At 58.7% G+C, this 13764-nt stretch carries 14 protein-coding genes and 1 tRNA gene; 12 read left to right on the forward strand and 3 right to left on the reverse strand.

Features of this window, described 5'->3' with window-relative positions; translation table 11 throughout:
- The 6 genes from M5G20_RS06420 (at nt 1) to M5G20_RS06445 (ending at nt 2966) form a co-directional block, all read left to right on the forward strand.
- Nucleotides 1-567, forward strand: coding sequence for an RNA polymerase sigma factor (locus tag M5G20_RS06420; RefSeq protein ID WP_150735981.1), 567 nt, complete (start codon nt 1-3; stop codon nt 565-567).
- Nucleotides 564-1163, forward strand: a complete 600-nt coding sequence (locus M5G20_RS06425) for a hypothetical protein (RefSeq protein ID WP_273918435.1) — start codon at nt 564-566, stop codon at nt 1161-1163. Before M5G20_RS06420 ends, M5G20_RS06425 begins: the two co-directional genes overlap by 4 nt.
- A gap of 20 nt (nt 1164-1183) precedes the next feature.
- Nucleotides 1184-1450, forward strand: coding sequence for a hypothetical protein (locus M5G20_RS06430; protein WP_273918436.1), 267 nt, complete (start codon nt 1184-1186; stop codon nt 1448-1450).
- A 406-nt stretch (nt 1451-1856) separates the two neighbouring features.
- The gene (locus tag M5G20_RS06435) at nt 1857-2171 is read left to right on the forward strand and encodes a DUF6124 family protein (protein WP_337994291.1); all 315 of its coding nucleotides are present in this window, start codon (nt 1857-1859) and stop codon (nt 2169-2171) included.
- Between the two features lie 190 nt (nt 2172-2361).
- Complete coding sequence (locus M5G20_RS06440; protein WP_212626066.1) at nt 2362-2661, forward strand: type II toxin-antitoxin system prevent-host-death family antitoxin; 300 nt, start codon at nt 2362-2364, stop codon at nt 2659-2661.
- The gene (locus M5G20_RS06445) at nt 2658-2966 is read left to right on the forward strand and encodes a type II toxin-antitoxin system RelE/ParE family toxin (protein ID WP_273918437.1); all 309 of its coding nucleotides are present in this window, start codon (nt 2658-2660) and stop codon (nt 2964-2966) included. Before M5G20_RS06440 ends, M5G20_RS06445 begins: the two co-directional genes overlap by 4 nt.
- A 67-nt stretch (nt 2967-3033) precedes the next feature.
- On the opposite strand, the gene M5G20_RS06450 is transcribed toward M5G20_RS06445, so the two are convergent.
- Nucleotides 3034-3110: transfer RNA gene (locus M5G20_RS06450), tRNA-Arg, on the reverse strand.
- Nucleotides 3111-3461: 351 nt separating this feature from the next.
- Between M5G20_RS06450 and gabD the strand changes: the two genes are divergently transcribed.
- From gabD to M5G20_RS06465, 3 genes are all read left to right on the forward strand, one after another.
- Nucleotides 3462-4904, forward strand: a complete 1443-nt coding sequence (gene gabD, locus M5G20_RS06455; protein ID WP_273918438.1) for an NADP-dependent succinate-semialdehyde dehydrogenase — start codon at nt 3462-3464, stop codon at nt 4902-4904.
- Between the two features lie 199 nt (nt 4905-5103).
- On the forward strand, nt 5104-6381 hold the full coding sequence (gene gabT / locus M5G20_RS06460; protein ID WP_273918439.1) for a 4-aminobutyrate--2-oxoglutarate transaminase: 1278 nt from the start codon (nt 5104-5106) through the stop codon (nt 6379-6381).
- A 136-nt stretch (nt 6382-6517) separates the two neighbouring features.
- Nucleotides 6518-7753, forward strand: a complete 1236-nt coding sequence (locus M5G20_RS06465) for a response regulator (RefSeq protein WP_273918440.1) — start codon at nt 6518-6520, stop codon at nt 7751-7753.
- 40 nt (nt 7754-7793) lie between these two features.
- Here the strand turns inward: M5G20_RS06465 and M5G20_RS06470 are convergent, their stop codons facing one another.
- Both M5G20_RS06470 and desA read right to left on the reverse strand, forming a co-directional pair.
- Nucleotides 7794-8783, reverse strand: a complete 990-nt coding sequence (locus tag M5G20_RS06470) for a GGDEF domain-containing protein (RefSeq protein ID WP_273918441.1) — start codon at nt 8781-8783, stop codon at nt 7794-7796.
- 191 nt (nt 8784-8974) lie between these two features.
- Nucleotides 8975-10156, reverse strand: a complete 1182-nt coding sequence (gene desA / locus M5G20_RS06475; protein ID WP_273918442.1) for a delta-9 fatty acid desaturase DesA — start codon at nt 10154-10156, stop codon at nt 8975-8977.
- 147 nt (nt 10157-10303) lie between these two features.
- Here desA and dibA point away from each other — a divergent pair, with 147 nt between their 5' ends.
- The 3 genes from dibA to M5G20_RS06490 all read left to right on the forward strand — a co-directional run bounded on the left by dibA (nt 10304) and on the right by M5G20_RS06490 (nt 13727).
- Nucleotides 10304-12223, forward strand: a complete 1920-nt coding sequence (gene dibA / locus M5G20_RS06480; protein WP_273918443.1) for a phosphodiesterase DibA — start codon at nt 10304-10306, stop codon at nt 12221-12223.
- A 225-nt stretch (nt 12224-12448) separates the two neighbouring features.
- Nucleotides 12449-12631: a sulfur starvation response protein OscA gene (gene oscA, locus M5G20_RS06485; RefSeq protein ID WP_273918444.1), complete on the forward strand. Its 183-nt coding sequence runs from the start codon at nt 12449-12451 to the stop codon at nt 12629-12631.
- An 82-nt stretch (nt 12632-12713) separates the two neighbouring features.
- On the forward strand, nt 12714-13727 hold the full coding sequence (locus M5G20_RS06490; protein ID WP_273918445.1) for a sulfate ABC transporter substrate-binding protein: 1014 nt from the start codon (nt 12714-12716) through the stop codon (nt 13725-13727).
- The last annotated feature ends 37 nt before the right edge of the window (nt 13728-13764 follow it).

Genomic DNA, 13764 nt, shown 5'->3' on the forward strand with positions numbered 1-13764 from the left:
ATGTCTGGCGCTGAATCAAGCGATGAATCGCTGCTGGCGCGCTATCGTTCGGGTGACGGGCCTGCGTTCGAGATTTTGTACGCCCGTCACCGCCAGGGGCTCTACCGCTTCCTGTTCGGCCTGAGCGGCAAGGCCGAGCTGGCCGAAGAGGTTTATCAGGACACCTGGCTGAGCCTGATCCGCAGCACCAGCCAGCCACAGGGACGGGCGAATTTTCGTACCTGGCTTTACCAGATTGCCCGCAATCGACTGATCGATCACTGGCGCAAACACGGCATCCATAACCCCTTGCACGACAGCTATGACGAACAGGCTCACGCGGTGATCGACAGTACCGCCGATCCCGAGCAATTGCTGAGCCTGAGTCGCGACAGCCAACGTCTCGAACACGCGTTGCAAAACCTGCCCGCCGACCAGCGTGAAGTGTTTCTGCTGCGCGCTCACGGCGAACTCGACTTTGCGCAGATCGCCACCCTCACCGAAACCCCGCTGGAAACCGTGAAAAGCCGCTTGCGCTACGCCCAACAAAAACTGCGTCGGCTGCTGGCCGAGGAGGTACTGACATGACTGACGCCCGTCCTACGCCAGAAGAACAAATGGTGAAGCACTTTCGTGAACATGCCGCGGGTGAACCGCCGGCTCATCTGGACGCGTTTATCCTGTCTGCCGCACAGAGTGAAGTCCCTGCGCCGAAACAGAACCTGTGGCAACGCTGGGTTCAGGCTTGCCAGCAACCTCGTTGGCAGGTCGCATTCGCCAGCCTGGTCGGCGTCGCGCTGATGCTGGCGCTGGTACAACGCACGCCTGAACAGGCACCCGGCTACGACTTCGCCCCCAAAGCATCTGCGCCACAAGCCAAAAAAGAGTTCGCCGAAGCCCCGGCGGCTGCGCGCTCATTGGCTGCCCCGGCGCCTGCGGTACCCATGGCCGACTTCGCTGCCCCCGCGCAGAGCGAGTCCTTGAATGCACAAATGGCCGAAGAAGCCAACGTCAGCAAGCGCGCCGCTGCACCGGTGAAATCCCTGGACGAGCAGCTTCGCGAAGTGCTTCGCCTGCAAAAAGACGGGCACAAGCAAGCGGCCGATAAATTGCTCGCCGACCTGCACAAGCGTTTCCCCGACGAAAACCTCACGGCCCGACTCAAGGATTTGCAGAAAAACTGATCGGCACAACGCTCGACAATTTGGCATCAAGGCCCGAAAGCGCGCACTATCGGGCCATAGTCGATGCGTTGGAGGATGCCGTGACAAAAAAAATCGACCGCATCGCCCAAATGCTCAACTGCCCACAAAAGGGCGAGGAACTGCGGCGAGCGATTACCGAGAGTCGTAAGGACTTTCTGCTGAATCAGCCGGAAGAAGCCGGTGCTGAAGAAGACGACCTTGAAGAGGAATTCTTTGAGGACGACGAGGATGATGAGTACGACGAGTTTGACTGGACCACTGAGTAACATTCCCTGAAAAATGATCTCCTGTAGGAGGCTCGCTCCTACAGGTAAAGCCCCGCAGCCGAGTGATTTTGGGCTTGTTTAAAAGGGCTTCGGTTTACTTCCTGCAAGCTACAAATTCTTGCGCCATTACCTACGGCTACGCCAGAATCCGCCGGCTTGTGCGCTTGAGAGCGGGTCGGTAGTTTGATTCGCGTCACTGGTTGTCAGTGACCGGGTTTAGCAGCCCGCCGTGGTTAGTGAAGTGCATAGCATCAGTCAGGTTACTTACCTGCACGTTATGGTGGCTGTGCGTGGGGCGCCCTCGGGCGCGCCGGTTTGCTAACTCCCCGGTCTGCTAACCCGCGCACAGCCGCCACCCATCGTTTAGCAGCGACGTGTGTACGGCTCCACTTCTGGAGTTAGTCAAATGTCCAAAAAAGTCCCCGACCCACCAGCATCCGAATCAGAGCAACCTGAACGCAAAGGCTCGCTCTTCACCGTCAGCCCCAACATCAACACTGAAACCCTGCTCGCCAACGCCTCGGAAGACCTGCTGTCGATCAGCGCCATAGCCGCCGACCTCGCCGACAATGTAGACGGTTCACGCCGCTCCAAAGCCCTGGCGCTCAGCCGCATGGCCGATGGCGTGCATTTGTTGGTGGAGCGGGCGCTGGATCACCTGGATGAACCTGAGATGGCGGCGATTTTCGCCATGCAGCAAAAACAAACCGCCGACGCTTAGGTGTCGGCCAAAAAATAGGCGCGTGTCCCGTCCTGAATAAGCTTTACCTATTATTAATAGGCCGTTTGATTCGACGATAAAATGAAAAAACCGCTTCGGCGGTTTTTTTGGCTTCGGCCAAATGCTCGTTGACCGTAGCTCCGACAATCAAGCACTATAAAGTACTATTTTTAGTACCTTTGGAGCCGTCATGGAGCAATTACTCGCTAGCCGGTCGGTTAGCATCACCGAACTCAAGCGCAGTCCCAGCACTGTGATCGAGCAGGCAGGCTCAGAGGCTATTGCTGTTCTTAACCATAATCGTCCCGCCGCTTATCTCTTGCCGCACGCGGCTTATCAGGAATTGCTGGATCGATTGCAGGCAGCGGAAATTCGTGAGGCCATTGCTGCCAGCCGCAATGATCCACGTCCAGCCATCGCCGCCGATACCGTGTTTGCTGAGCTCGACGCGCTCATTGATGAGGTCGCAGCTGAGCAGGGGCATCCGTGAGGCAACTGCTTTTCTCCGCTCAAGCACGAGATGATTTGCAGCAGATCGCGAGATACATCGCCCGTGACAATCCTGGCCGCGCCAAGTCGTTTATTGGTGAGCTGCGAGTGCAGTGTTCACGGCTGATTGCGCAGCCGCTTCTTGGGATTTCTCGGGAGGACTACGCCAAAGGCGTACGAATGATTACTCATGGTCGATATTTGATTTTTTACTGCGTGGTCGCCAACGATGTTCACATCGAGCGGGTACTGCATAGCGCGCGCGATATTGGCCGGCTGTTTGAATCAAGCAGCGTGGATCACTAGATCAAAACCCATCACCCACAAAAAAGCCCCAGTCACTAAGGCCTGAGGCTTTCTCGTTTCTTCTATATGGTGCACCAGGCGGGATTCGAACCCACGACCCCTGCCTTCGGAGGGCAGTACTCTATCCAGCTGAGCTACTGGTGCGATGCGGGCGCCATGATACTCATATGCATTGCGGGCGTCCATGCTGCTGAAACGCCTGCGTTTTTCCAAAGCGTAACCTGCGGTTGCTACGCTGATCAGAAAATTGCAGCAAAAAACGGCTTTTCGTTCTTTTTTTCGAACGCCCTATTGTCCTTTACCCCCTTTGATCCTAGGATTCGTTTGAGATTTCAAACGCTCTTGTCTGGGTGCTGAACCGCACGAGTTTCGAACAGTGCGCTATTTATGTGCTTCAGCCCGGTGAATGATTTCCCTGACGGCAGCCTACTGAGGCGCCTTTCTACAATCATAATTTGCTCCGCGTATCGCGCGGTGCTGTTAAGGAAAGCCGACATGCAGCTTAAAGACACCCAGTTGTTCCGCCAGCAAGCCTTCATCGATGGCGCTTGGGTCGATGCGGACAATGGTCAGACGATCAAGGTCAACAACCCGGCAACGGGCGAAATTCTGGGCACTGTGCCGAAAATGGGCGCTGCCGAAACCCGCCGTGCAATCGAAGCTGCTGACAAAGCACTGCCGGCCTGGCGTGCACTGACCGCCAAAGAACGTGCGGGCAAACTGCGTCGCTGGTTCGAACTGATGATCGAGAACCAGGACGACCTGGCTCGCCTGATGACCCTGGAACAAGGCAAGCCATTGGCCGAAGCCAAGGGCGAAATCGTTTACGCCGCTTCGTTCATCGAGTGGTTCGCCGAAGAAGCCAAGCGCATCTACGGTGACGTGATTCCGGGTCACCAGCCAGACAAGCGCCTGATCGTGATCAAGCAGCCTATCGGCGTGACCGCTGCCATCACCCCGTGGAACTTCCCGGCCGCGATGATCACCCGTAAAGCCGGCCCGGCCCTGGCCGCCGGTTGCACCATGGTGCTCAAGCCTGCTTCGCAAACGCCGTTTTCCGCCTTCGCCCTGGCCGAACTGGCCCAGCGTGCCGGCATCCCGGCTGGCGTGTTCAGCGTTGTATCCGGCAGCGCCGGCGACATCGGCAGCGAGCTGACCAGCAACCCGATCGTGCGCAAACTGTCGTTCACCGGTTCGACCGAAATTGGTCGTCAACTGATGTCGGAATGCGCCAAGGACATCAAGAAAGTCTCCCTGGAACTGGGCGGCAACGCACCGTTCATCGTGTTCGACGACGCGGACCTGGATAAGGCCGTCGAAGGCGCGATCATTTCCAAATACCGCAACAACGGCCAGACCTGCGTCTGCGCCAACCGCCTGTACATTCAGGATTCGGTCTACGACGCATTCGCCGAGAAGCTGAAAGTGGCAGTCGCCAAGCTGAAGATCGGCAACGGTCTGGAAGACGGCACCACCACCGGTCCGCTGATCGACGAAAAAGCGGTCGCCAAAGTTCAAGAGCACATCGCTGACGCCGTTGCCAAAGGCGCCACCGTGCTGTCCGGCGGCAAGCCGATGGAAGGTAACTTCTTCGAGCCGACCATCCTGACCAACGTGCCGAACAACGCTGCCGTGGCCAAGGAAGAAACCTTCGGCCCGTTGGCGCCGCTGTTCCGCTTCAAAGATGAAGCCGATGTGATCGCGATGTCGAACGACACCGAGTTCGGTCTGGCCTCGTACTTCTATGCTCGCGACCTGGGCCGTGTGTTCCGTGTGGCTGAAGCCCTGGAATACGGTATGGTCGGCGTCAACACCGGGCTGATCTCCAACGAAGTCGCGCCGTTCGGCGGCATCAAGGCCTCGGGCCTGGGCCGTGAAGGCTCCAAGTACGGCATCGAAGATTACCTGGAAATCAAATACCTCTGCCTGGGCATCTAAGCTCGAGGGCATAAGCCCGGCAAGGCATTGCTTCAAGCGCAAAGGGCACGAGAGCGCTGTCCCTTTGCGCCGCTTCAAACCGGAATATTCTCTGTGGCCGGGAACGCCGTGGCAGTCGATCATCGCATGCTGTCACCGTTGAATCCCCGTCGCATTTTCCTTGAACCACGCCGCCCGATGAGCGGCGAATGAGGACTTTATGAGCAAGACGAACGCTTCTTTGATGGCCCGCCGTACCGCTGCTGTTCCACGTGGTGTTGGCCAGATTCACCCGATTTTCGCCGACTCCGCGAAGAACGCTACCGTGACCGACGTTGAAGGTCGTGAGTTCATCGACTTCGCCGGCGGTATCGCTGTGCTGAACACTGGCCACGTGCACCCGAAAATCATTGCCGCCGTGACCGAGCAGCTGAACAAGCTGACCCACACTTGCTTCCAGGTCCTGGCTTACGAACCGTACGTAGAAGTGTGCGAAAAAATCAACGCCAAGGTGCCAGGTGATTTCGACAAGAAAACCCTGCTGGTCACCACTGGTTCCGAAGCCGTAGAAAACGCCGTGAAAATCGCCCGTGCCGCCACTGGCCGTGCCGGCGTGATCGCCTTCACCGGCGCTTACCACGGTCGCACCATGATGACTCTGGGCCTGACCGGTAAAGTCGTGCCTTACTCGGCCGGCATGGGCCTGATGCCAGGCGGCGTGTTCCGCGCGCTGTACCCGAACGAACTGCATGGTGTGAGCATCGACGATTCGATCGCTTCCATCGAACGCATCTTCAAGAACGACGCCGAGCCGCGTGACATCGCAGCGATCATCATCGAGCCGGTTCAGGGCGAAGGTGGTTTTTACGTCGCTCCGAAAGAATTCATGAAGCGTCTGCGTGCCCTGTGCGACCAGCACGGAATCCTGCTGATCGCTGACGAAGTACAGACTGGCGCTGGCCGTACCGGCACCTTCTTCGCCATGGAGCAGATGGGCGTTGCTGCCGACCTGACCACCTTCGCCAAATCCATCGCTGGCGGCTTCCCGCTGGCCGGTGTGTGCGGCAAAGCCGAATACATGGACGCCATCGCTCCAGGCGGCCTGGGCGGCACCTACGCCGGTAGCCCGATCGCTTGCGCCGCGGCCCTGGCCGTGATGGAAGTGTTCGAGGAAGAGCACCTGCTGGATCGCTGCAAGGCGGTCGGCGAGCGTCTGGTCACTGGCCTCAAAGCCATCCAGGCCAAGTACCCGGTAATCGGTGAAGTCCGTGCCCTGGGCGCGATGATCGCGGTCGAGCTGTTCGAAGACGGCGACAGCCACAAGCCGAATGCTGCCGCAGTGGCATCGGTTGTGGCCAAGGCTCGCGACAAGGGTCTGATCCTGCTGTCCTGCGGCACCTACGGCAACGTTCTGCGCGTCCTGGTACCGCTGACTTCGCCGGACGAGCAACTGGACAAAGGTCTGGCGATCATCGAAGAGTGCTTCTCCGAGCTGTGATCACTTAGTGTGACCTGATCGACAAAAAACCCGCTTCGGCGGGTTTTTTCATGCCAGGCGAAATATAACCTGCGCATTAGCGCTGTATCGAAAGGCCAGCATTCGCTAAGGTTCAGGCATTGCAAGGGAGAGCCGTATGACAGTCGTCAATTTACCCGCCGTGCCAAGAGTGCTGATCGCCGAGGCCGACCCTTGGTCCCGGGACTTGCTCAAGGAAGTGTTGTTGAACGTTCGCTGCGACGCGCGACTGGACTTGTGCGCCGATGGTCAGGCGGCGTTGGAATTGTTGGCGCTCAACCCGTATGACCTGGTGATCGTCGATTGGGAGTTGCCTGGCGTCGATGGCCTGAATGTGCTGCGCAATATTCGTCAGCGCAAACGCAATCCGCCATTGCCCTTCATCCTGATGAGCAGCCGCAACGACAGTGCGAGCGTGCGCGAGGCCTTGCCGCTGGCGCCAACCGCTTATCTGACCAAGCCGCTGAACATGGAAAGCCTGACCCAACGCCTGCAGGATTTACTGCTCAGCGCCGGTCAGGAGGTGTCGTGCGAAGTACCGGCGTTGGCGCCGGGCATGACATTGTCGGTGTTCCTGGAGCGTCGTCGTGAGCTGGCCGAGGGCGCGCCTCTAATGACCGACGTGCAGTTGGCAGTCAAACGCAGCCTCAACCCCAACGGCCTTGATCTGACGCTGCTGGAAGATGAAATTCGCACCGACCCGCAGATCACCGCCGTACTCATTGCCGCCGCCAACAGCGCGGCGCAGCACCATGGCGCCGCCGTGCAGACCCTGTCTCAGGCGTTGCATCGACTGGGCACCGGACAAAGCATGAACCTGATTCTGGGGCTGGCGCTCAAACGCAGTGCCCGGCTCAGCGACCCCTGTCTGGCGGACTACGCCGAGCGTTATTGGGACCTGTCGCTGCACACGGCTGAATACGCCCGGACCCTGGCGCGTTTGCTCGACCTGGATCAGGCGCGCTGTTATTGCGCCGGCATGTTGCATTGCTTGGGTGACTTGGCGTTGTTGCGTTGTTTGCAGGAGTGGAAGCAGGCCGGTGGCGAGTTGGACGAACAGGAGGAGGTCGGCGAAGCGCTGGCCGAATTCGGCGCGGCCTATGGTTCGGCACTGCGTACGCGCTGGCGGCTGCCGCTGGAGCTGCGAGAGCTGATTGCCGCGGTGTACCAGCTCGGTGGCGGGGTTTACTCGCGCGAAGCCTTGGTGATGAACATGGCGGCGCAACTGGCGCGGCTGACCGAGCATGAGGGCGTTGAGGAACTGGCCAGAAGTCGCACGGCACGGTTGCTCAAGATCGGGCTGCCGGAGTTGATGCGGATGCGCAAGAAGTCATCTTCACACCAACCTCTGTAGGAGCTGGCAAGCCAGCTCCTACAGGTTTTTTGTTAGATCGTCAGGCGGTGACAATCCGGTTCTTGCCATCGCGTTTGGCCTGATACATCGCCGCATCGGCGCGGGTAAACAGGCTGTCGATGTTTTCGTCTTCGGCAATGAGGCTGGTCAGCCCTTGGCTGACGGTGATGCCGAATGTCTGGCCGTCGTGGTTGAAGCTCAAGCGCTGGATCTCCCGTTGCAGGCGCTCGGCCACTTGCAGGGCCATCTCCGGGGTGCAGCCGGGGAATACCGCTGCGAACTCCTCACCCCCGATTCGCCCGAACAGATCGCCACGACGCAGCGCGGCGCGGCCGCTGTCGGCGATGTGTTGCAGCACGTTGTCGCCTTCCTGATGGCCGTAAGTGTCGTTGATCACTTTGAAGTCATCGATGTCCAGCATCAGGAACGACAGCGGCGTGCCTTGTTGCCGTGCCAGTTCGAACTCCTGATTCGCGCCGTCGAAGAAATGTCGGCGATTGCTGCTCTGGGTCAGGGCGTCGGTGGTGGCCAGGCGTTGCAGCTCGGTTTCCATCTGTTTTTTTTCGGTGATGTCTTCCGCGATGCCAACAATGATCAGCGGCTGGCCAGGTTCCGCCTGACGGTTGATGAAGCACTTGTCGCTGAGCCAGCGCACCTGGCCGTCGCCGTCGATGATCCGGTATTCGCGGTCTTCCACGGCGCCTTTGTCGAGCACTTGTGCCAGGCTGCGTTCGGCGTATTCCAGGTCGTCGGGGTAAATGCTGTCGCGCCACTGGTTGTAGTCGGACAGCAAAAGGTCGGCGCAGCGGCCGAAAATCCGTTCGTAGGCGGGGCTGACATACAGCACCTGACGGGTTTCCCAGTTGAACGCCCAAAGCACGGCGTTGACGCTGACCAGCAGCGTGCTGAACAACTGTTCGCGTTCACTCAGGCGCGCCACTTCGCCTTGGGCGTGCATGAGCGCCAGCAAGGTTTGTGCGGCCTCTGGCCACTGCGGTGAAGAGGAGTCTTTCAGGTTTTTATTGACCATCGGCTCAAATCTCAAAGGGCGTGCGCCGCTCGGGATTCGAAAGCGGCCATAACGAAGCCCGCCAGGATGGCGAAGTGTCTTTGAGAGGGGGGATTTTTGGCGAAGTTCCCGCTTTTGGTGACCAGGGAGCTTGCTCCCGCCGGGCGGTACTGACAACGCGCTCTAAAAACGCGTTGTCAGGTTAGCCACAGTCAGGCGGTAGGGCGCAGGGAGTAGGTTTTCAGCTGATCAGCGAAATCACGCAGGGATTGAATCCCGCTGGCTTCGGCTTCGTGTACCCAGTCCTTGATGGCGGCCAGCATGTCATGACCATTTGAGCTGGTCTTGACCCAGATCTGCTGCAAGGCCAGGCGTTTCTCGTAAATTACCTTCAGCGCCTGGCTGTGCTCGAGCATGTTCTGGATGCGTACGTGGTGTTTTTCGTCCAGCAGGCTGGTCTCCCGGGAGAGCAGGCGCTTGGCGCGGTGGAATTGGTGGCGAACCGAATGATCGACCTTCTCCAGCTCTTGCTTGACCAGCGGGCCGATCACCAATTTGCGGTACTGGGCCATGATCTGGAAGCGGTTGTTGAGGATCGCCATCGCGGTGTCCATGTCCAGGCTGCCCTTGCCCTCGACGCGGTGGGCAATCGGCGCGATCCGCTGGACCTTGGCCAGGCGCAGGAAGCTGAACACTTGAATCCATGCCCAGCCCATATCGAATTCCCACTTCTTCACCGACAGTTTGGCCGAGTTAGGGTAGGTGTGATGGTTGTTATGCAGTTCTTCACCACCAATGAGAATGCCCCAGGGCACCAGATTGGTCGCCGCATCGCGGCACTCGAAGTTGCGGTAGCCGACGGCGTGACCCAGGCCGTTGACCACGCCGGCAGCCCACACCGGGATCCACATCATCTGGATGGCCCAGATGGTGATGCCGATGGTGCCGAACAGCAGCAAGTCGATGACGCCCATGATCGCCACGCCCAGCAGCGGAAAGCGGGAATAGAGATTGCGCTCGATCCAGTCTTCGGGGCAGTTCTTGCCGTAGATGCGCAGGGTCTCGGGGTTTTCCGCTTCGGCGCGGTACAGCTCGGCGCCTTTGCGCAAAACGGTGGACAAGCCTTTGACGACCGGGCTGTGGGGATCATCTTCGGTTTCGCACTTGGCGTGGTGCTTGCGGTGGATAGCCGTCCACTCGCGGGTGTTCTGCGCCGTGGTCAGCCACAGCCAGAAACGGAAGAAATGTTTCAGGCCCGCATTCAGCTCCAGGGAGCGGTGGGCTGAATAACGGTGCAGATAGACCGTGACGGCGACGATTGTCACGTGGGTCATCAGCAGGGTGACTGCCACCAGTGACCAGGGCGACAAGCCGAGAAAACCTTCGTACCACATAGGCTATAGGGCCCTCGATAAAGAAAAAAACAGCCGTTGCATTATCACTAAGCCCACAGAGAAAACCAGTCGCCCTTTCAGATAAGAGTGGCTGAATGTTTCTTTAACCTATAATCCCGGCAATTTTGTATGGACATGGACCGTCGTATGTCTGCCAGCTATCGCGATGCCTTGCGTGCAGCGCTGCTTTATCTGTTGCTCTCTGTGATCTGGTTGCAGACGAGTGACTATTTATTGAACAGTTTCTTAGATCACTCAGTCGAGCGGATGCGCTGGCAACTGATCAACGGTTACGTGTGGATGGCGTTGAGCGCCGGGTTGATCTTTATTGCCCGCGTTCGACTGCTTCGAAGCCTGGGAATCGGTGCCAGACTGCGTGAACGCCGCGAAGATCGTGAGCGTTTGCGTCAGGCTGCCGCCGTGTTCGATTGCACCCGCGAAGGGGTGTTGGTCACTGATTGCGACGGGCTGATTGTCCATGTGAACCGTGCGTTCATGGAAATCACCGGCTATCAAGGTGAAGAGGTTCTGGGGCAGCGGCCCAACCTGTTTAAATCCGGCCGTCATTCGGCGGATTTCTATCAGGCGATGTTCGCCACCCTGGACCGCTCGGGCGAGTGGAGCGGGGAAATCTGGAATCGGCGCAAAAGCGGCGAGATTTACCCGCAGTGGCAGACCATCCGCATCATTTTCGACGACCAGGGGCGGCGTAGCCATTACGTGGCGGTGTTTTCCGATATCAGTGCGATCAAACATTCCGAACACGAACTGATGCACCTGGCGCACCACGACCCGCTGACTGATTTGCCCAATCGATTGCTGTTCACCGACCGTGTCGAGCAGGCATTGGCGTCGGCGCAAATGCACAAGCGTGGTTGTGCCTTGCTGATGATCGATCTGGATCACTTCAAGATGATCAACGACAGCCTTGGGCACACCATCGGTGACCAACTGCTCAAAGCCGTCGCCCAGCGTTTGCAGGCGATATTCGGTCCGGCGATCACCCTGGCGCGACTTGGGGGCGATGAGTTCGCCGTGCTGGACGAAAGTTGTCCGCAGTTGGTGCAGGCTGCGGCATTGGCCCAGCGCATCATCGATGGCCTCAAAGAGCCTTTCCCGATCGACGGGCAGTCGTTGTTTATCAATACCAGCATCGGTATCAGCCTGTTCCCCGGTGATGCCCTGAACTCGGAGCAACTATTGCGCAACGCCGATTCGGCCTTGTTCAAGGCCAAGAGCGCGGGCCGCAATGGTTACGCGCTCTACACCGAAGAGTTGACCGCCCATGCCCAGCAGCGGGTTGAGTTGGCATTCGAGTTGCGACTCGCCCTGGAGCAGCAACAGTTGCGGGTGCATTACCAGCCGGTTCACGACCTTAAGACCAGTCGCCTGGTCGGCGTCGAGGCGTTGGTGCGTTGGGAGCATCCGCAGCGTGGTCTGGTTTCGCCGGCGGAATTCATTCCCGTCGCTGAGCGAACGGGGTTGATCGCCGACATCGACGCTTGGGTGATGCGCCAGGCATGTCAGCAGATGTGCCAGTGGCGGCAGGCCGGTGTCGAATTGTCGTTTGTCGCCGTAAATGTTTCCTCGCGGCTGTTCGCTCGTCGCGAGCTTTACCAGCAAGTGGCGCAGGTGCTGCGTGAAACCGGGCTCGCCCCGGCCTGTCTGGAACTCGAGGTCACCGAGAGCGCGGTGATGGACGATCCGGAAGTCGCGCTGGAACAAATGCACCGCCTGCGTGAGCTCGGCGTATGCCTGGCCATCGACGATTTCGGCACGGGCTACTCGTCCTTGCTGCGACTCAAGCGCTTGCCGGTGCAGAAGCTCAAGATTGATCAGGGCTTCGTTGCCGGGCTGCCGTGTGATGAGGATGATTCAGCCATCGTGCGGGTCATCATCGCCCTGGCGCAGAGCATGGGGATGCAGGTGCAGGCAGAAGGAATCGAGCAAGTGGAACAGGCGGCGTTTCTGCTCGGGCACGATTGTCATTTGGGGCAGGGTTATTGGTTCGGCCGACCGGTGCCGGTCGGGGAACTGGATTGGGCTCATACGCCGTTGATTCGGTAAAAGTAAAAGATCGCGGCCCTTCGTCAGCGCCTGTTGCGGGACCCGCGGCTGCGATCTTTTGATCTTCCCCGGCGCAAACCCTTGTCCCGTCAAGTAATGCCATATGGTTATATAAAAATTCTTAAATAGTCTTTTTAAGAATATCAGCGCCTCTCTACTATTGGTTTCACGCCGCAAGCAGTGCCGCCCACTGCCAGGCGACCACACAGTTGAAGGAGCAGCACCATGAGCGCATCTCTGCGTAGCGTTGAAGGCCAGGACGAAGCAACCATTGTGCGTGAAATCCAGAGCGCCCTGCGCGATCTGCGTTTTGGCTCCGTGGAAATCACCGTGCATAACGCCCAGGTGGTTCAGATCGAACGCAAGGAAAAATTCCGTTTGCAGCAGCCGGGCAGCAAGCCGGGCTGACGCGAAGATTCAAAAGATCGCAGCCCGATTCCAGCACTCCATAAGAAAAGCCAACACACCAAGCATTCCAGGAGCTTTCACCATGTCGTCGATTCGCCATTTCGCTTTGGCCGCCCTGGCCAGTGCCCTTTTTGCCGGTTCCGCGGTTGCCAAGGATTACGAGCTGTTGAACGTGTCGTATGACCCGACCCGTGAGCTGTATCAGGAGTACAACGCCGAGTTCATCAAGTATTGGCAGAACGATCACGCGGGCGACACCGTGAAGATCCAGCAATCCCACGGTGGTTCGGGCAAGCAAGGCCGGGCGGTGATCGATGGCCTGCGTGCCGACGTGGTGACCCTGGCCCTGGCCGGTGACATCGACGAAATCGCCAGGCTCGGCAAGACCCTGCCGGCGGACTGGCAGAAGCGTCTGCCGGAAGCGAGCACGCCGTACACCTCGACCATCGTGTTCCTGGTACGCAAAGGCAACCCTAAAGGCATCAAGGACTGGGGCGATCTGGTCAAGAACGACGTATCGGTGATCACCCCGAACCCGAAAACCTCCGGCGGCGCACGCTGGAACTTTCTCGCGGCCTGGGCCTACGGCCTGAAAGCCAATGGCGGTGATGAGGCCAAGGCCAAGGAATATGTGCAAACCCTGTTCAAACACGTGCCCGTGCTGGACACCGGCGCCCGCGGCTCGACCATCACTTTCGTCAACAACGGTCAGGGTGACGTGTTGCTGGCCTGGGAAAACGAAGCCTTCCTGGCTCTGAAAGAAGATGGCGGCGCCGACAAGTTCGACATTGTCGTGCCTTCGCTGTCGATTCTCGCCGAGCCACCGGTGGCGCTGGTCGACAAGAACGCCGAGAAAAAGGGCAACACCGAGATCGCCGAGGCGTACCTCAAGCACCTGTACAGCCCGGCCGGCCAGGAAATTGCGGCGAAAAACTTCTATCGTCCACGTGACAAGGACGTGGCTGCCAAGTACGCCAAGCAGTTCCCGCAACTGGAGCTGGTGACCATCGACAAAGACTTCGGCGGCTGGAAAACCGCGCAGCCGAAGTTCTTCAACGACGGCGGTGTGTTCGACCAGATCTACCAGGCGCAGTAATCTTAAATAGCTATCAAGGAGCCCCGGATTTAATCTT

It is taken from the genome of Pseudomonas sp. TNT2022 ID1044, assembly GCF_028656895.1.
Classification (GTDB): Bacteria; Pseudomonadota; Gammaproteobacteria; order Pseudomonadales; family Pseudomonadaceae; genus Aquipseudomonas; species Aquipseudomonas reinekei.

Coding starts and splice junctions, on each gene's coding strand:
- M5G20_RS06440 (WP_212626066.1), top strand. CDS start 2,362: ATGGAGCAATTACTCGCTAGCCGGTCGGTTAGCATCACCGAACTCAAG.
- M5G20_RS06425 (WP_273918435.1), top strand. CDS start 564: ATGACTGACGCCCGTCCTACGCCAGAAGAACAAATGGTGAAGCACTTT.
- M5G20_RS06470 (WP_273918441.1), bottom strand. CDS start 8,783: ATGGTCAATAAAAACCTGAAAGACTCCTCTTCACCGCAGTGGCCAGAG.
- M5G20_RS06490 (WP_273918445.1), top strand. CDS start 12,714: ATGTCGTCGATTCGCCATTTCGCTTTGGCCGCCCTGGCCAGTGCCCTT.
- M5G20_RS06435 (WP_337994291.1), top strand. CDS start 1,857: ATGTCCAAAAAAGTCCCCGACCCACCAGCATCCGAATCAGAGCAACCT.
- oscA (WP_273918444.1), top strand. CDS start 12,449: ATGAGCGCATCTCTGCGTAGCGTTGAAGGCCAGGACGAAGCAACCATT.
- M5G20_RS06465 (WP_273918440.1), top strand. CDS start 6,518: ATGACAGTCGTCAATTTACCCGCCGTGCCAAGAGTGCTGATCGCCGAG.
- desA (WP_273918442.1), bottom strand. CDS start 10,156: ATGTGGTACGAAGGTTTTCTCGGCTTGTCGCCCTGGTCACTGGTGGCA.
- gabT (WP_273918439.1), top strand. CDS start 5,104: ATGAGCAAGACGAACGCTTCTTTGATGGCCCGCCGTACCGCTGCTGTT.
- dibA (WP_273918443.1), top strand. CDS start 10,304: ATGTCTGCCAGCTATCGCGATGCCTTGCGTGCAGCGCTGCTTTATCTG.
- gabD (WP_273918438.1), top strand. CDS start 3,462: ATGCAGCTTAAAGACACCCAGTTGTTCCGCCAGCAAGCCTTCATCGAT.
- M5G20_RS06420 (WP_150735981.1), top strand. CDS start 1: ATGTCTGGCGCTGAATCAAGCGATGAATCGCTGCTGGCGCGCTATCGT.